The following is an 18,506-nucleotide window of genomic DNA, read 5'->3' as shown; positions in this document are numbered from 1 at the left end:
GGTGGCGGTGCAGGCCGAGGCACCACGGCAGGCCGATAACCGCGAACTGGTCAGCCTGAGCGAAGCGCAATGGGCTGCCTTGCCGGTGCCGCGCGCGGAGATCGAAGACATCTACCCCTTGGCGCCGATGCAGGAAGGCCTGCTGATGCACTGCCTGCTGGAACCGAATTCGGGTATCTACCTGATGCAGAACCAGTACCGCCTGGAAGGCCACTTCGAGCCCGACACCTTCGATGCTGCCTGGGCCATGGTGGTGCGCCGGCATGAAGCGCTGCGCACCGGCTTCGTGTGGAACGTCACCGAGCGGCCGCTACAAATCGTGCGGCGCGAGGTGGCGCCATGGGTCGCCCATTTCGACTGGCGAGGCCGGCCTGAGCTGGAACAGCGCCGGTTGATGAACGACCAATTGCAGGCCGAGCTCGACCAGGGCATGGACCTGGCGCGGGCGCCGTTGCTGCGCATTCGCTTGGCGCGTCTGGACGAGGCCCATGTGCACTTGGTGGTCAGCTACCACCACAGCATCATGGACGCCTGGTGCGTACACTTGCTGTTGGCCGACTTCCTGGCCTGCTACCGGTCGTTGCAGGGCAGCGACGCCGCCTTGCCGCCGGTGGCGGCGCGTTACCGCGAATTCATCGCCTGGCTTGGCGAGCGCGATCTGCAGTTGACCCGTGGCTACTGGAAACAGGCGCTGGCCGGTTTTGACAGCGTCACCCCGTTGCCCGCGGAAAAGTCCAGCGGGCGCGGCGACGGCCACTCGCGCATTATCGACCGCCTGGTGTCCCTGGACGAAACCCAGACCGAGCGCCTGCGCGTCACCGTGCGCGAACAGCAGACCACCATAAACACGGTGGTCCAGGCTGCCTGGACCCTGACCCTGCGAGCCTACAGTGGTCGTGACGACGTGTTGTTCGGCATCACCGTGGCCGGGCGACCACTGGAGCGGGTGGACATGCACGCCACCCTGGGCCTATTCATCAATACCATCCCGCTGCGCGTGCAGGTGCCCGAACCCGGCTCGTCGACCACCGCAGGCCAGTGGCTGCGCGCGTTGCTGGCGCAGAACCTGGCGATGCGCGAGCACGAGCACCTGCCGTTGGTGGAGATCCAGCAGGCCAGTGCCATCCCCCACGGGCAATCGATGTTCGACAGCCTGCTGGTGTTCGAGAACGCACCGCTGGATGCGGCGGTGGTGGAAGGCGGCAAACAGCTGCGTGCCGAGATGCTGCAAAGCCGGACCCACACCAACTACCCAATCACCGTGGTGGCGTACCCCCGTGGAGCGCTGACACTGCACCTGTCCTGCGACGAGCGGCTGTTCGCCAGCGCGACCGTGGAGGCCCTGCTGGCCAATTTCCGCCAGCAGCTGATCAACCTGCTGGACGGGTTGCAGACGCCGGTCGCCCGCTTGCCACGCCTGGATGCGGTTGCACGTGAACACCTGCTGGGTTGGCACAACGCCACTCAGCGCGACTACCCGCTGCACAGCAGTTATGCCCAGTTGTTTGCCGCCAGTGCCGCGCGCCATCCCCAGCGCATCGCCGCCGCCTGCCTGGACCAGTCGCTGACCTACGCTCAGCTCGACGCCCGCGCCAACCGCCTGGCCCAGTGCCTGCGCGCCCAGGGGGTGGGGCCCGAGCGGCAGGTGGCACTGCTCGATGAGCGCGGCCTGGACCTGCTGGTGATGATGCTGGCCACCCTCAAGGCGGGGGCTGCCTGGCTGCCTCTGGACCCGGCCCATCCGCCACAGCGCATTGCCGAAATCCTTGCGGCAGGCTCGGTGGCCTGTGTAGTCAGCCGTCGTGCCCGCAGCGAAGTGCTGGAGCAGAGTTTTGACCTGCTGGGCCGGGATTCGGTCGCAGGGCGTTGCCCGGTATTGCTGATGGACGACTGGCAGGAGCAGGCGTGGCCCGCCGTCGACCCGGCGGTGCCAAGTGGGCCGCGCAGTCTGGCCTACGTACTGTTTACTTCCGGCTCCACCGGCAAGCCCAAGGGCGTCATGGTGGAGCAGGCGGGCATGCTCAACAACCAACTGAGCAAGGTGCCATACCTGGGCCTGGACGAGCACAGCGTGATTGCCCAGACCGCCAACCAGTGTTTCGACATTTCCGTGTGGCAGTTCCTCACCGCGCTGCTGTGCGGTGGCCGGGTGGAGATCTTCCCCGAGGACATCGCCCGTCACCCTTCGGCTCTGCTGGCCCATGTCCGCCGCTGCGGCGTGACGGTGCTGGAGTCGGTACCGGCATTGATCCAGGGCCTGCTCGACGAACCCGAGCAGGCTCTGGACAGCCTGAACTGGATGCTGCCGACCGGTGAAGCCTTGCCGCCGGCACTGGCCCGGGACTGGCAGCGCCGCTACCCGGCGATCCCCTTGATCAACGCCTACGGCCCAGCAGAGTGCTCGGACGACGTGGCGTTCTACCAGGTCGAGGCGATCAGCGACACGGCCGCCTACCTGCCCATCGGCACGCCCACCGACAACAACCGCCTGCACATCCTCGATGGCAGCCTGGAACCGTTGCCGGCGGGCGTGGTGGGTGAGCTGTATGTGGCTGGGGTGGGGGTCGGGCGCGGCTATCTGGGCGATCCGATGCGTACGACCCAGGCGTTTGTCGCCGATCCGTTCAGCGCGCAGCCGGGGTCGCGGCTGTACCGCACCGGTGACTTGGCGCGGCGTCGCCAGGACGGCCTGATCGAGTACGTCGGGCGCGCCGACCATCAGGTCAAGATTCGTGGCCTGCGCATCGAACTGGGTGAGATCGAAGCGCGCCTGCGGGCCCAGCCCCAGGTCGCAGAGGCTATCGTGGTGGACCACGATGCCCCGCTGGGTCGGCAACTGGTCGGCTATGTCACCCTGGCGTGCGAGCTGGACAACGTCGAAAGCGTGCTCAAGTCCGCACTGCGCGAGAGCTTGCCCGACTACATGGTGCCGGCGCGCCTGATGGTGTTGGCGCAGTTCCCGCTGACGCCCAACGGCAAGCTCGACCGCAAGGCCCTGCCCGCGCCGCAATGGGCCGCGCGTGCGCCGCAGGCCCCGCGCAACGAACTGGAAGCGCAGTTGCTGGAGATCTGGCGCGAAGTGCTGCAGCAGCAGGACATTGGTGTGACCGATGACTTCTTCGAGCTGGGTGGCCACTCGCTGCTGGCGACCCAGGTGTACACCCGTCTGCAGCGCCAGTTGCAGATTGCCTTGCCGCTGCGTGAGGTGTTCGAGGCCAATACGGTGGCGGCCCTGGCCCTGTGTGTGGAGGCGGCGCGCAGCAGCCAGAGCCTGTCGCGCCAGGCCAGCAAGCTCAGCGCATTGATGGCGGAACTGGAGGAGGAGTAATGAACGAATACGACAGTGCTCAGCCGCCAGGCGCGCCATGAGCCCAATGCCCGCCGCTACCACGGCGTCTGCCCCTGGCGCTCAAGAGCGCCAAGGGCCGTCACGTGCAGGCCATGGACGGGCGGCGCAACATCGATTGCCTGGTCGGTGCCGGGATCCTGGCTCTTGGGCACAATCGCCTGCGTGTGATCGCCGCGCCTTGCAGGAGAGCCTGTTGCTTTCGGGGTGCTGAAGGGGTTAACGATTCTGGGCCGAGCTTCGTCTAGTAAGGACATTTGCTGAATAAGAGGCTCTGTTCTGCCCATGACTCCCGAAGAATCCCTGGCACTGGCTCAGCGTTTCATGTCGTTATCCGCCGCCAAGCGGACGCTGTTCTGGCAGGCCCTGAACAGCGACGGCCTGAACTACAACCTGCTGCCGATTCCGGCGCTGGCCGAGGCGCCGGCCGTGCGTCCGGCCAGCCATGCGCAACAACGCATGTGGCTGTTGTGGCGCCTGGACCCGCACGGCACCGCCTACCATCTGGGTTGTCGTTACCGGCTGCAGGGCGAGCTGAATGTCGGCGCCCTGCAAGCCGCTTGTGACGATCTGGTGGGGCGCCAACAGAGTCTGCGCACCACTTTCGTCGAGGTAGACGGGCAACTGTGCCAGCAGATTCATGAACGCGCCTTGTCGGCTCTGGTGGTCGAAGACACGGCCGAGCACATCGATGCCCTGGCCCGGCAACCCTTCGACCTGCGCCACGGACCGCTGTTTCGCGCCCACCTTTTTCCCGAGGCCGCCGGCACCTGGTGCCTGAGCCTGGTCTTGCACCACAGCATCGCCGACGGTTGGTCGCTCGATATCCTGGTGGGCGAACTGTTGCGCGCCTATGCCGCCCGTTGCGAGGGCCAAGCGGACGGGTTGCCGGCACTGGCGTTGCACTACGCCGACTTTGCGCGCTGGCAGCGCTACTGGCTGGAGGCCGGAGAGGAGGCGCGCCAACTGACCTATTGGCGCGCACAATTGGGCCCCACCGACACGGTGCTGGAACTGCCCGAGGACCAGCCGCGCCCGCCGAGCCCCAGCTACCGGGGTGCCGCCGTCGAGCGCCGGCTGTCGGCGGCCAGCCTGCACAGCCTGCAAGCCTTGGCGCAAGCGCGTCGCACCACCGTGTTCGTGACCTTGCTGGCGGCGTTCCAGGCCGTGCTGCAGCGTTACAGCCAGCAGTCGCTGATTCGCATCGGTGTGCCCATTGCCAACCGTCCGAACCAGGAGTTGGAGAACCTGATCGGCTTCTTTGCCAACACTCAGGTGATGGTGGCGAATTTCACCGACGGCATGACCTTCGACGCCTTACTCGACAGCCAGCGCGAAGCCTCGCTGGGCGCTCAGGCGCATCAGGACCTGCCGTTCGAGCGTCTGGTCGAAGCCCTGCAGCCGGCTCGCGACGCCAGTCGCAACCCCTTGTTCCAGGCGATGTTTAGCCATGCTCCGCGTGCCCTGGGCGAACGTCAGGTGCAGCGCGTGGCAGGCCTGGAGTGCCAGGCCGTGGCGCAGCCGGTGAGTGCCGCGCAGTTCGACCTGAGCCTGAACACCTTTGAAACCGCCGACGGCGAACTGCTGCTGCGCCTGGGCTACGCCACCGACCTGTTCAAGCAGGCCACGGCCCAGCGCCTGCTGGACCATCTGGTGACGTTCCTTGGGCAGCTGGAACAGCAGCACGCCACGCCCTTGGCCGACATTGCACTGCTCTCGCCGGCCGAACGCACTGACCTGCTGCTCACCCGCAATGCCACCGCCCGCCAATGGCCGGCCAACGATTTGCTGGGGCTGATCGCCGCACAATTGGAAAGCGATCCCCAGGCCATCGCCGTGGTTGCTGCGGGCGAACAACTGACCCGCGCCGAACTGGCCGAGCGCAGCGACCGCCTGGCCGCCTGGCTGCGCGGGCGCGGGGTGGGCCTGGACAGCCGCGTAGGGATTGCCGCCGAGCGCTCGGTGGAACTGGTGGTGGGCCTGCTGGGGATCCTCAAGGCCGGCGCCGCCTACGTGCCGCTGGACAGCGACTACCCGGCGCAGCGCCTGCAATGGATGCTCGAGGACAGCGGCATGCAGTTGCTGCTGACCCAGGAGCGCCTGCTGGACAAACTGCCGGCCAGCGCCGTGCCGAGCTTCTGCCTGGACCGTGACTGGGCCCAGGTGCAGGCCTGTGTGCCGTTGCCGGTTATGGATGTGCCACCGTTGGCGGCGGCTTATTGCATCTACACCTCTGGTTCCACCGGCAAGCCCAAGGGCGTGATCAACAGTCACGAGGGCTTGTACAACCGGGTGCTGTGGATGCAGGACGCCTACGGCCTGACGGAGCAGGACCGGGTGCTGCAAAAGACGCCGATCAGTTTTGACGTGTCGGTGTGGGAATTCTTCTGGCCGCTGTTTACCGGCGCACGCCTGGTGATGGCGCCGCCGGGTGCCCACCGCGACCCGCGCCAATTGCGCGCCTGCATCGTCGAGCAGGGCGTGACCACGCTGCACTTCGTGCCTTCCATGCTGCAGGCCTTCGTCGGCAGCGGCGAGCTGGCGCACTGCCCGAGCCTGACCCGCATCCTTTGCAGCGGCGAAGCCTTGCCCGCGGACCTGCAACAGCGTACCCGCGCCGAGCACCCGGCGGCGCTGTACAACCTGTACGGCCCCACCGAGGCCGCCATCGACGTGACCGCCTGGACCTGCGGCGACTGGCCACGGCCGTGCACGCCCATCGGCCAGCCCATCGCCAACACCCAGATCCACGTGCTTGACGAGCAGTTGCAACCGGTGCCCCTGGGCGTGGCTGGCGAGCTGTACATCGGCGGCATCAACCTGGCCCGCGGTTACCTGAACCGCCGGGGCCTGACGGCCGAGCGTTTTGTCGCCGACCCGTTCGGCAGCGGCGGGCGACTGTACCGCAGCGGCGATCGTGCGCGCTGGACCGCCGAGGGCGAAATCGAATACATGGGGCGCCTGGACCACCAGGTGAAGCTGCGCGGCCAGCGCCTGGAACTGGGTGAGATCGAGGCACGGCTGCGCGAATACCCCGGCATCGCAGCAGCGGCGGTGATTCTGCGCGATGGCCCGGCGGGCCAGCAATTGATTGGCTATGTCTGCGGCCCTGCGGCGCAGGAGGAAGACGCCCTGCGCGCACACCTGGCCCAGACCCTGCCGGAGGCCTTGTTGCCAACCCGGCTGCTGGCCCTGGACAGCCTGCCGCTGACCCCCAATGGCAAACTCGACCGCAACGCCTTGCCCGAGGTCGAGTTGTCCGAGCGCGTCTTTGAACCACCGCACACCAGCCTTGAACAGGCCCTGGCCGAGATGTGGATCAAGGTGCTCGGAGTGGAAAGGGTGGGGCGCCAGGACAACTTCTTTGCCTTGGGTGGCCATTCGCTGACGTTGGTGCAACTGGCCACCGACATCGATCGACGCTGGTCGGTCGAACTGCCGTTCCGGCGTCTGTTCGAGCACCCGACTCTCGCCGCCCTGGCGGTCGAAGTGGAGGCGGCCCTGGCCGTTGCAACGCCGCTGGATGCGGACCTGGATGAGCTGGATGCCTGGCTTGAGGATCTTGAGGAAATGACCCATGAATAAGCCGCTGACCACCGCCGTGCCCCAGGCACGCCTGGAAACCATCGCCCAGCGGCTGATGGCCTTGCCCGCAGAGCAACAACAACGGTTCGTGGAACAACTGGACGAACGCGGCATCACCCTGGATCGCCTGCCATTGACCGCGGCCGGTGCCCGGCGCGGCGCCTTGTCGTCGGCCCAGCGCCGGTTGTGGTTCCTCTGGTGCCTGGAACCTGCCAGCACCGCCTACCACATCCCGGCGGTGGTGCGTCTGGAGGGCGTGGTGAATGTGCCGCGCCTGCAACAGGCGCTGCAGCAGGTGTGCCAGCGCCACCAGGTGTTGATCAGCACCTACGACGATGCGCAGCACGAACCGATGCAGGTGGTGGGCGACGTGGCGGCGCTCACGCTGGACTATATCGACCTGCGCGCCGACACCACGGGCACCCTCGCCGAACGCATCGAGCGCGAGGCCGCTGCGCACCTGCGCCAGCCGTTCGACCTGCGCCGCGAGCCGCCGCTGCGGGTGCGCCTGGTGCAATTGGCCGACGAGCAATCGGTGCTGTTGCTGTGCGTGCACCATATCGCCAGTGACGGCCAGTCCATGGGCCTGCTGGTGAGCGAGCTGGGCCAGGCCTATGCCCAGGGGCAGCCGGACGTGGCTGCAACACTGCCTCAATACTTGGACTACGCGGGGCGTCAGCAGGTATGGCGTTTGTCGGCGGATTATCGACGCCAGCTCGAAGGCTGGCGCGAGCGCCTGCAGGGCGCGGCCGTGCTGGAGTTGCAGCAGGACCGCGCGCGGCCGACGCAGCCCACGCAACGGGGTGCCCAGCATCTGCTGCGCCTGCCCGCCGAACAGGTCCGGCGCCTCGGGCAGATCGCCCAGCAGGCCAACGCCAGCTTGTTCATGCTGTTACTGGCCAGCTTCGCCCTGGTGCTGCGCCGTCACAGCGGGCAGAACGACCTGAGCATTGGCGTGCCAGTGAGCCAGCGACGCCTGGCCGGTAGCGAGTCGTTACTCGGCCTGTTGGTGAACACCTGCGTGGTGCGCCTGCAACTGGCGGACGAGCAACCGTTCAGCGTGTTGCTGGCCCACACCCGCGATGCTGTGTTGGACATGCAGGCCGGCCAGGACGTGCCGTTCGAGGCCGTGGTCGAGGCCCTGGGCGCAGCCCATGACCTGGAGCGCAACCCGCTGTTCCAGGTGCTGTTCAACCATGTGCGCCACGCCGCACTGCCGCCGCAGGGGCCAGACGGCCTGCGCCTGAGCGTGTTGAGCCGGCCGGCCGAAAGCGCTCAGGTGGACCTGGCCCTGAACACCAACGAGCAACCCGACGGCGGCCTGCACGCCAGTTTTGTCTACGCCACCGATCTGTTCGACGCCGCCACCATCGCGCGCCTGGCCGGCCATTACCAGCGCTTGCTCGAAGCCCTGTGCGATACGGCGGATCGTTCGCTGCACGAATACACGCTGCTGTCACCGGCCGAACGCACTGACCTGCTGTTCACCCGCAATGCCACCGCCCGCCAATGGCCGGCCAACGATTTGCTGGGGCTGATCGCCGCACAATTGGAAAGCGATCCCCAGGCCATCGCCGTGGTCGCTGCGGGTGAACAACTGACCCGCGCCGAACTGGCCGAGCGCAGCGACCGCCTGGCCGCCTGGCTGCGCGGGCGCGGGGTGGGCCTGGACAGCCGCGTAGGGATTGCCGCCGAGCGCTCGGTGGAACTGGTGGTGGGCCTGCTGGGGATCCTCAAGGCCGGCGCCGCCTACGTGCCGCTGGACAGCGACTACCCGGCGCAGCGCCTGCAATGGATGCTCGAGGACAGCGGCATGCAGTTGCTGCTGACCCAGGAGCGCCTGCTGGATAAACTGCCGGCCAGCGCCGTGCCGAGCTTCTGCCTGGACCGTGACTGGGCCCAGGTGCAGGCCTGTGTGCCGTTGCCGGTTATGGATGTGCCACCGTTGGCGGCGGCTTATTGCATCTACACCTCTGGTTCCACCGGCAAGCCCAAGGGCGTGATCAACAGTCACGAGGGCTTGTACAACCGGGTGCTGTGGATGCAGGACGCCTACGGCCTGACGGAGCAGGACCGGGTGCTGCAAAAGACGCCGATCAGTTTTGACGTGTCGGTGTGGGAATTCTTCTGGCCGCTGTTTACCGGCGCACGCCTGGTGATGGCGCCGCCGGGTGCCCACCGCGACCCGCGCCAATTGCGCGCCTGCATCGTCGAGCAGGGCGTGACCACGCTGCACTTCGTGCCTTCCATGCTGCAGGCCTTCGTCGGCAGCGGCGAGCTGGCGCACTGCCCGAGCCTGACCCGCATCCTTTGCAGCGGCGAAGCCTTGCCCGCGGACCTGCAACAGCGTACCCGCGCCGAGCACCCGGCGGCGCTGTACAACCTGTACGGCCCCACCGAGGCCGCCATCGATGTGACCGCCTGGACCTGCGGCGACTGGCCACGGCCGTGCACGCCCATCGGCCAGCCCATCGCCAACACCCAGATCCACGTGCTTGACGAGCAGTTGCAACCGGTGCCCCTGGGCGTGGCTGGCGAGCTGTACATCGGCGGCATCAACCTGGCCCGCGGTTACCTGAACCGCCCGGGCCTGACGGCCGAGCGCTTTGTCGCCGACCCGTTCGGCAGCGGCGGGCGACTGTACCGCAGCGGCGATCGTGCGCGCTGGACCGCCGAGGGCGAAATCGAATACATGGGGCGCCTGGACCACCAGGTGAAGCTGCGCGGCCAGCGCCTGGAACTGGGTGAGATCGAGGCACGGCTGCGCGAATACCCCGGCATCGCAGAAGCGGCGGTGATCCTGCGCGATGGCCCGGCGGGCCAGCAATTGATTGGTTATGTCTGCGGCCCTGCGGCGCAGGAGGAAGACGCCCTGCGCGCACACCTGGCCCAGACCCTGCCGGAAGCCTTGTTGCCAACCCGGCTGCTGGCCCTGGACAGCCTGCCGCTGACCCCCAATGGCAAACTCGACCGCAACGCCTTGCCCGAGGTCGAGTTGACTCAACAGCAGTACGTGGCCCCGCGCAACGACATCGAACGGGCCCTGGCTGGCCTATGGGAACAGGTGCTTGGCGCCGGGCAGGTCGGCATCGAGGACAACTTTTTCGCGCTGGGCGGCGACTCCATCAATGCCCTGCAAGTGGTCAGCCGCGCGGCCGCGCAAGGCCTGCAACTGGAACTGCGCGAACTGTTCCTGCATCCGCGCATCGACCGCCTGGCCAGCCGGGTCAGCCAGTTGCACGTCCAGGTCCCGACAAGTGCGCCGTTGCAGCCGGTGCCCGCCGACCTGCGGGCACGCCTGCCGGCTGAGCTGGGTGAGCTGGAAGACCACTATCGCCTGTCACCGATGCAGCAGGGCATGCTGTTCCATACCCAGGACGATGACGGCACGCTGTACATCAACCAGCTCACGGTGGGCGTCAACGGCCTCGACGTGGCCCGCTTCGAGGCTGCCTGGAACGCCACCCTGGCCCACCACAGCGTATTGCGCAGTGCCTTCCTCTGGGCCAACGGCGAGGAGGCGCTGCAACTGGTCACGCGTCAGGTGCGCCTGCCCCTGAGCGAGCTGGACTGGCGTGGCGGCGATACTTCGGCCGAGCGCCTGGACGGCCTGGCCCGCGCTGAGCGCGAACGCGGGTTCGACCCCTTGGTGCCGCCGCTGATGCGTCTGCTGCTGGTGCGCCTGGCAGACAACCGGCATTACCTGATCTGGACCTACCACCATGTGCTGATGGACGGCTGGAGCAGTTCGCTGCTGCTGGGCGAGGTGCTGCGCCGCTACGCCGACCCCGATCAGGCGCAACCGGAGGCCGGGCGTTTCCACGATTACATCCAGTGGCTGGAAAGCCGCGATGCGGCGCTTACCGAGGGCTACTGGCGCGGGCGCCTGCAGGCGCTGGAAAGCCCCACGCAACTGGCCGCCAGCCTGACCCCGCCGCGCGATGGCAGCCGCGGCCACCAGGCCATTTACACCCGACTGGACGCGCCTGCCACGGCGGCGCTGCGCAGCTTTTGCCGTGAGCAAAGCATCACCCTCAATACCCTGGTGCAAGGCGCCTGGCTGATTCTGTTGCAGCGCTACACCGGCCAGCGTTGCCCGGTGTTCGGCGCTACCGTATCCGGGCGTCCGGCGCAGTTGCCGGGCATCGAACAGATGCTCGGGCTGTTCATCAACACCGTACCCGTGTTGCACCCGGTGGCGGACAGCCAGCCGGTGGGCGACTGGCTGCGGGACTTGCAGGCGGCCAACCTGGAAGGCCAGGCCCATGAGCACGCCTCCTTGCCACAGATCCAGCGCTGGGCGGGCCAGGGCGGGCAGGCGCTGTTCGACAGCATCATCGTGTTCGAGAACCAGCCGGTGGACCAGACCCTCAAGGCCTGGAACGACGCGGATCTGCAGTTCGACGATATCGCCGACGTGGGCCTGACCAACTTCGCCATGGACCTGATGGTCAGCCTGACCGACTGCCTGCATATCGAATACATGTTCCTGCGCGAGTGCTTCACCCTGCAGAACGTGGAGCGCCTGCGCGACCACTTGGAATACCTGCTGCAAAGCCTGACGCAGCAGCCGGCGCGCCCGGTCGGCAGCCTGGGCCTGAGCGCAGCGCTGGCCCGCCCGCCGATGCCGACTGCAGCCGCGCCGTGGCGGGCGGTGATGTCGCGCATCAGCGAGCACGCGCAATGCCAGCCACAGGCCGTGGCACTGATCGGGGAACAGGGGCAACTGACCTTCGCCGAGCTCGAGCGACAGGCCAACCAGTTGGCCCACCTGATGATCGCTCGCGGCGTGGCGGCGGAAACCCGCGTGGGCGTGGCCCTGCCGCGCGGCCCGCAGACCGTGGTGGCACTGTTGGCGGTGCTCAAGGCCGGTGGCGCCTACGTGCCACTGGACGCCAGTTACCCGACCGAGCGCCTGGCCTTCCTGCTCGAGGATGCCGCACTGACCTTGCTGGTCACCGACAGTGGGTTGCACGCCCGCTTGCCCGTGCCGTCGCAACTGCCGTGCCTGGAACTGGACCGCCTGGACCTGGCGGCGCAACCGGCCAGCGCCCCGGCGGTGGCGGTTCACCCTGGGCAACTGGCCTACCTGATCTACACCTCCGGCTCCACCGGCAAGCCCAAGGGCGTGGCCGTGACCCATGGGCCGCTGGCGATGCACTGCCAGGCCATCGGCCAGCGCTACGGGATGAGCCCGGCGGACCGCGAGCTGATCTTCATGTCGTTTTCGTTCGATGGTGCCCAGGAGCGTTGGATCACCGCGCTCAGCCATGGTGCGGGCGTGGTGATCCGTGGCGAGGAACTCTGGACCCCGCAGCAAACCCTGGAGGCGATGTGCGAACACCGGGTCACGGTGGCGGCCTTCGCCCCGGTCTACCTGCAACAGCTCAGTGCCGAGGCGGCGCACAGTGGCAACGTGCCGTCCATGCGCATCTACTGCTTTGGCGGTGACGCGGTGCCCGAAGCTGCGTATCGGCAGGCCTGGGAATGCCTCAAACCCCAGGCGATCATCAACGGCTACGGCCCCACCGAGACAGTGATCACGCCATTGCTCTGGCGCGCGGCAGTCGACGACGCCTGCGGGGCGGCATACGCGCCCATTGGCAGCTTGGTGGGCGCGCGCACGGGTTGGGTGCTGGACGAGGACCTGAACCCTTTGCCGCCGGGCCTGGCCGGTGAGCTGTATCTGGGGGGCGAAGGCCTTGCCCGTGGTTATCACCAGCGCCCGGGCATCAGCGCTGAGCGCTTTGTCGCCGACCCGTTCGGCCCGTCGGGCGCGCGGCTGTACCGCACCGGCGACCTGGTGCGCCAGCGCGATGACGGGGTGTTCGACTACCTGGGGCGTATCGACCATCAGGTGAAGATTCGTGGTTTTCGCGTGGAACTGGGGGAAATCGAAGCCCGTCTGCGCCAGCGCCCGGGCGTGCGCGAGGCCGTGGTGCTGGCGCTGGACACCCCCCGCGGGCGGCAGCTGGTAGCCTATGTCGAGGGCGGCGAGGAAAGCAGCGGGCAATTGCGTGAGCAGTTGCACAACCAGTTGCCCGACTACATGGTGCCAGCCAAGATCATCAGCCTGGCCAGCCTGCCGGTGAACGCCAACGGCAAGATCGATCGGCGAGCGCTGCCCGAGCCGGTGTGGGAATCGAGCGGGCGGGTCGAACCGCGCAACGACAACGAGCGCCTGCTGGCCACCCTTTGGGCCCAGGTACTGGGCGTGGAGGCGGTGGGTATCCGTGACAATTTCTTCGAGCTGGGCGGCGATTCGATTCTTTGCCTGCAGGTGATGGGACGCCTGCGCGCGTTGCCGTCGTTGGGGGTGGAGATCAAGCTGCGCGACCTGATGCGCTACCAGACTATCGAGGGCGTGCTCGAACATGCCACGGCCCAGGCAGTGGCGCCGGTCGATATCCAGGCGCTGCCCGGCGAGTTCCCGCTGCTGCCGATCCAGGCTTGGTTCTTCGAACAGCCCATGGCCAACCGCTCGCACTATAACCAGGCGGTGCTGCTGGATGTGCGCGAGGCCCTGGACCCGCAAGCGCTGGAGCGCGCCTTGCAGGCCTTGGTGCTGCAGCACGCCAGCCTGCGCCTGCGCTACCGTGAAAGCGCGCCGGGCCAGTGGACCCAGGCCTACCGCGAAACCGCCGAGATGGAGGCGCAATGGCGCCATGCGCCGTTGCTGTGGCAGGCCGATATCGACGCTGTCGAGCAGGTTACCGTGCAGGCCGAAGCGGCCCAGCGCAGCCTGGATATCCAGCGTGGCCAACTGGTGCGCGGGCAATACTTGTGCCTGGGCCAGGAGCGTCGCTGGTTGCTGCTGTGCATTCACCACCTGGCCATGGACGGCGTGTCGTGGCGCATTTTGCTCGAGGACCTGCAGGCGGCCTATGCCCACGCGCTGGACCCGTCGGCCGAGGCCCCGTTGCCCACGGGCAGCCCTTACCGTGCCTGGGTTGAACGCCTGGGCGCGCGCGCCTTGGACCCAGCCTGGAGCGCCGCGCAACTGGCTTACTGGCAAGGCGGCGACGGGCCACAGGTTTTCGTCGAGCCGCCCCGTGACAACCCGCGCGGCCGGCAGCAGGTGGCCCAGCAGGCCACGGCCATGCTGGTGCTGGACAAGGCGGCCACCGCGCGCTTGTTGAAACAGTTGCCGACGGACCTCGGCGTGCGCATCGATGACTTGTTGCTGGCGGGCCTGGCCCGCAGTCTGTGCCGCTGGAGCCAGGGCGAGGCGGTGCGAGTGATGCTCGAAGGCCATGGCCGCGAGGACCTGTTCGATGAGCTGGACCTGAGCCGTACCCTGGGCTGGTTCACCAGCCTGTACCCGATGGGCTTGCAGGCCCCAGCCGCAGAGCCCTTCGCCGACACCGCCAAGCGGATCGCCAAAGGTTTTGCCGGCCTGCCGGACAAGGGCCTGGGTTATGGCGCCCTGCGCTATCTGGGTAGCGGGGAGGCCCGCGCGGCCCTGGCCGCGCATACCGCGCGGGTCACTTTCAACTACATGGGCCAGTTCGATCAGAGCTTTGCCGACGACGGACTGTTCAAGCCGGCTCGCGAGCACATGGGGGCCTTGCAGGGCGCCGATACGCCGCTGGCCAACTGGTTGGAGATTGTCGGCCAGGTCTACGACGGCCAGTTGAGCCTGCGCTGCGTCTATAGCCAGAAGGTCTGGCGCGCCGAAACCGTCCAGCGTTTCATGGACGATTACTGTAATGAATTGCTGTTGGCCACTGGAGTTTCCGATGTCGCTCAACCCTGATGTCGCCGTGTTTCTCGATCTGCTGCAGGACAGCCGCGACGCCGGTCGCAGCCAGCCTTTCCACGACATGACCCCGGGCCAGGCCCGCGCCGAGTTCGAGCGTGCGTCCCAGGGCTTGGACTGGCCGGGGCCCGCGGGGGTGACCTGGCAGGCGTTCAGTGGCGCCAGCCGCGACGGTGACCAACTGGCGCTGCGCCTGTATCGCCCGGCGCCCACTGCTATGCCGACGGCCTTGCCGGTGGTGGTGTACCTGCATGGCGGTGGTTTCATGGTTGGCAGCCTGGACAGCCACGCGGCGGTGTGCCGCGAGCTGGCCGGGCGGGTCGGCTGCGCGGTACTGGCGGTGAGTTACCGCCTGGCCCCGGAGTACCCGTTCCCCACTGCCGTGCACGACGCCGAGGATGCTCTTGGCTGGCTGGCACGGGAGGGAGCGGCGCTGCAACTGGACACCGCGCGGCTGATCCTGGCCGGCGACAGTGCCGGCGCGACCCTGGCGACGGTGCTGGCCAGCGCGCCCGAGCGATTGCCGCTGCGACCGTGCCTGCAGGCGCTGTTCTACCCGATCACCGACGCCAGCCGGGTCAGCGGTTCGGCGCAGTTGTTCGACGAAGGCTACCTGCTGGAAACGGCGACGCTGGAATGGTTTTACCAGCACTACGCCCGAACCCCGGAAGACCGTCTGGACCCGCGCTTTTCACCCTTGCTGCGGCCCGAGCTTGCGGGAGCGACGCCGACCCTGCTGGCCATCGGCGGGTTCGACCCGTTGCTGGACGAATGCCTGGCCTATGCCGAGCGCCTCGCCCAGGCCGGGGTGGCGGTGACCACCCTGCAGTTGGCCGGGCTGCCCCATGACTTCCTGCGCCTGTACACCTTGAGCGAGGAAATCGAGGGGCTTTACCAGCAGGTTGCCGAGTGCTTTGAACGGGCCTTCGCTCTCCTCACGCCTTGCGCTTGAGAATCAGCAGCATGAAGTAAGGGCCACCGATAAAGGTGGCCATCAAGCCAGCGGGGATTTGCCAAGGGTAGATCAGGGTGCGTCCCAGCCAGTCGGCCAGGCTCATCACGATGGCGCCCAGCAGCGCCGCACCGAGCAGTTGCGGCAGTGCCTGGCGCACCCCGATCATGCGCAGGATATGCGGCACGATCAGGCCGACGAAGCTCAAGGGTCCGACGATCAGCGTGGCGGTGGCCGTGGCCATGGCCGTGAGCAGCAACAGGAACAGCCGCGCCCGTGCCAGGGGAACGCCGACGTTTTGCGCGGTGACCCCGCCCAGGGGCAGGATGTCCAGCCAGCGTGCGGTCAGCGGAGTGCACAGCAGCAACACCAACACCACCGCGCAGGCGGTCCAGGCATCGGTGAAACCGACCCGGTAGGTGGAGCCCGACATCCATGACAGCAGCAGGTTCAGGCGCGGGTCGCCGCTGATCAGCACCATGGCCGACAGCGAGCCGGTGAGGGTGGCCAGCACCACGCCGGTGAGCAGCACTCGGTCGGGCGCGAAGGCGCTGCGCCAGCCCAGCCCCAACAAGATCAGCAGAGTGATGAAGGCTCCGCCCAGGGCCATCAGCAGCATCGCCCCTTCGGGCAGGGCGCGGCCGGCGGTCAGCAGAAACAGCAGGATCACCCCCAGTGCGGCTCCGGAGCTGATGCCCAGCACTTCCGGGCTGGCCATGGGGTTGCCGGTCATGCGCTGGATGATCACCCCGCCGATGGCCAACATGGCCCCGGCGGCCAGGGAGGCGATGACCCGTGGTGCCCGCCAGTTCCACAATTCTCGAAGCTGCGCCAAGTCGCTGATGTGCCAGCCCTGGGGCCCCTGGCTGACGAACAGCAGTATCAGCACCATCAGCACCAGGCCGAGGCCGGCCACGGGCAGCACGAGCCGGGGGGTGAAGGGGCGAGCACGGGTGGGGCCGCGGCTGTCGCCGGGGCGTGGTGGCGTGTCGCGCAGGCGGGGGAGCAACCACAGCAGCAACACCGCACCTAGCAGCGAGCTGGCGATCCCGGTGGGCAGGCCGTGGGCAAAACGACGCATCAATTCGTCGGCCAGCCATAGCAGCGCGGCGCCCATCAGCGGCGCGGCCAGCAGTTGGTTGCGCAGGCGCCGCACGCCGCCCAGGCGCACCAGGTGCGGTGCGGCCAGGCCGAGAAAGGCGATCACCCCGACACTGCTGACCACGCAAGCGCTCAGCCAGGTCGCCAGGAGCATGCCGGCCACCCGGGTCATGCCCAGCGACACGCCCAGGCCGCGCGCGCCGGCATCGCCCAGGCCCAGGGTGTCGAGCATGCGCGCCAGCAACGCGGTCAGCAGCAGGGCCAGGGCCAGGCGCGGCGCAAGGAACTGCACGTTGGCCCAGCCGATCTGGGTCAGGTCGCCGGCCTGCCAAACGAACAGCTCGCTCAAGGCTTCCTGGTTGAACAGCACCAGGATCGAGTTGCTGGTGCCGCAGTACAGGGTCACCAGCATGCCACCGATGATCAGCGCCAGCGGTGACAAGCCGCGCCGCGCCGCCAACAGCACCACCAGCAGAGTCGCCACGCTGGCCCCGGCCATGGCCACCCACTCGCGGCCGCCATCCAGCAGGTCGGGGGCGTAGAGCAGGGCGATGGACAGCGCCAGGTAGGCCCCGGCCGAAACGCCCAGGGTCGAGGGCTCGGCCAGGGAACTGCGCAGCACCGCCTGGAACAGCGTGCCGGCCAGGCCCAGGGCGGCGCCCGTCAACAGCGCGATACACGCGCGCGGCAGCACCCCGTACTGGATCAGCAGCAATTGCGGATCGGTTTGCGGGGCAAGCAGTTCAGCCCAGCGCTGCACGGGCAGCACCTGGCTCAACTGGCCGCAGGCGATGCTCGCGGCCAGCACCAACAAGCCCAGGATCAGCCAGACGGTGACCGGGAGGGGGCGGCGCGGGGTCGCCGAGCACAAGGCTTCAGACATGCTGGGCTTCCAGGTAGGCAGTGACGGCTTCGGCCAGGTTTACGGCACTTTGAGCGCCACTCACGTAGGTGGGGGGCAGGGGGATGACATGGCCCTGGCGTACCAGCGGCAGTTGGTTCCACAGCGAGCTTGCTTGCAGCTCGTGCAGGGCGCGCTGGCTGCTTTTGCCGTAGTTGAGGTAGAACAGCAGCGCGTGTTGCTCGGTCGCCAGTTGCTCGATGCCGACGCGGGTCTTGCCGTACTCGTCGACTTCCCCGTGCCAGGCATTGTCCAGGCCGATCAGGCGCAGTGCATCGTTGAGGATGCTGTTGCGTGCATACAGGCGGATATAGCCTTTGCCACGGGTCAGGTCGCCGATGAAAATCGGTGGCCAGGTGCGGCCGGTCAGTCGCTCGCGACAGGCTTGCAGGCGCGCTTCGAGCTGCTGCGCGACGGCCTGGGCCTGGGGCAGGCGATCGAGCCAGCCGCCGACTTGAAAGAGGGTTTCGATGCCTTTGTCGTAAGGGCGTTGGCCAGGGGCTAGTTCCCAGACGTATTCGCGCACCGGTGCGATGCGTTGCAGGGTCTGCCGTTGACCGGGGTCGAGCGTGGAGGTCAGCAGCAGGTCCGGCTTGAGTTGTTGCATCAGTTCCAGGTTGGGTTCGCTTTCGCTGCCCAGGTCCAGGACCTGAGGCGGCAGTCGCGGGTCTGCAATCCGCTCGCGAAAATGCTCGCGCTGGTTGACGGCCAACGGCGTCACGTCCAGCGCGAGCATCAACCGCGCCAGCTCCCAGTCCAGAGGGATGACCCTGGGAGAAGCGGGCGCGCCCAGCAGTGGCCAGCACGGCAGCAGGCACAGCCCGCCCAGCAGTTGGCGACGGGTATGTCCGATCATGCGTGA

The 18,506-nt window shown here is 67.7% G+C and carries 6 protein-coding genes; 4 read left to right on the top strand and 2 right to left on the bottom strand.

The window, feature by feature from the left end; translation table 11 throughout:
* Nucleotide 1: 1 nt before the first annotated feature.
* The 4 genes from ACA047_RS19060 to ACA047_RS19045 all read left to right on the top strand — a co-directional run bounded on the left by ACA047_RS19060 (nt 2) and on the right by ACA047_RS19045 (nt 15,642).
* Nucleotides 2–3,328, top strand: a complete 3,327-nt coding sequence (locus tag ACA047_RS19060; RefSeq protein ID WP_497360444.1) for an amino acid adenylation domain-containing protein — start codon at nt 2–4, stop codon at nt 3,326–3,328.
* A 303-nt stretch (nt 3,329–3,631) separates the two neighbouring features.
* Entirely contained in the window at nt 3,632–6,931 is a 3,300-nt protein-coding gene (locus ACA047_RS19055) for an amino acid adenylation domain-containing protein (RefSeq protein ID WP_497351922.1), read from the top strand.
* Nucleotides 6,924–14,687, top strand: a complete 7,764-nt coding sequence (locus tag ACA047_RS19050; protein ID WP_497351920.1) for an amino acid adenylation domain-containing protein — start codon at nt 6,924–6,926, stop codon at nt 14,685–14,687. The genes ACA047_RS19055 and ACA047_RS19050 overlap by 8 nt, the downstream gene beginning before the upstream one ends.
* Nucleotides 14,671–15,642 carry an alpha/beta hydrolase gene (locus tag ACA047_RS19045; RefSeq protein ID WP_497351918.1) on the top strand — a complete coding sequence of 324 codons (972 nt, stop codon included), beginning with the start codon at nt 14,671–14,673 and terminating at the stop codon, nt 15,640–15,642. The genes ACA047_RS19050 and ACA047_RS19045 overlap by 17 nt, the downstream gene beginning before the upstream one ends.
* Here ACA047_RS19045 and fhuB read toward each other — a convergent pair.
* Nucleotides 15,626–17,626, bottom strand: a complete 2,001-nt coding sequence (gene fhuB, locus ACA047_RS19040; RefSeq protein ID WP_497351916.1) for a Fe(3+)-hydroxamate ABC transporter permease FhuB — start codon at nt 17,624–17,626, stop codon at nt 15,626–15,628. The two genes, ACA047_RS19045 and fhuB, sit on opposite strands and share 17 nt — an antisense overlap.
* A complete protein-coding gene (locus ACA047_RS19035) occupies nt 17,619–18,500 on the bottom strand; it encodes an ABC transporter substrate-binding protein (RefSeq protein ID WP_497351914.1) in 882 nt (293 codons plus the stop codon). The genes fhuB and ACA047_RS19035 overlap by 8 nt, the downstream gene beginning before the upstream one ends.
* Between the last annotated feature and the right edge of the window lie 6 nt (nt 18,501–18,506).

The sequence above is a fragment of the Pseudomonas sp. LBUM1664 genome (assembly GCF_059695895.1).
Note: the sequence above shows the minus strand (reverse complement) of the source record. Positions and strands in the feature narration are given on the sequence as shown.

What these genes read in the sequence shown, in the direction of transcription:
- ACA047_RS19050 (WP_497351920.1), top strand. Translation starts at nt 6,924, where the DNA reads ATGAATAAGCCGCTGACCACCGCCGTGCCCCAGGCACGCCTGGAAACC.
- ACA047_RS19045 (WP_497351918.1), top strand. Translation starts at nt 14,671, where the DNA reads ATGTCGCTCAACCCTGATGTCGCCGTGTTTCTCGATCTGCTGCAGGAC.
- fhuB (WP_497351916.1), bottom strand. Translation starts at nt 17,626, where the DNA reads ATGTCTGAAGCCTTGTGCTCGGCGACCCCGCGCCGCCCCCTCCCGGTC.
- ACA047_RS19035 (WP_497351914.1), bottom strand. Translation starts at nt 18,500, where the DNA reads ATGATCGGACATACCCGTCGCCAACTGCTGGGCGGGCTGTGCCTGCTG.
- ACA047_RS19055 (WP_497351922.1), top strand. Translation starts at nt 3,632, where the DNA reads ATGACTCCCGAAGAATCCCTGGCACTGGCTCAGCGTTTCATGTCGTTA.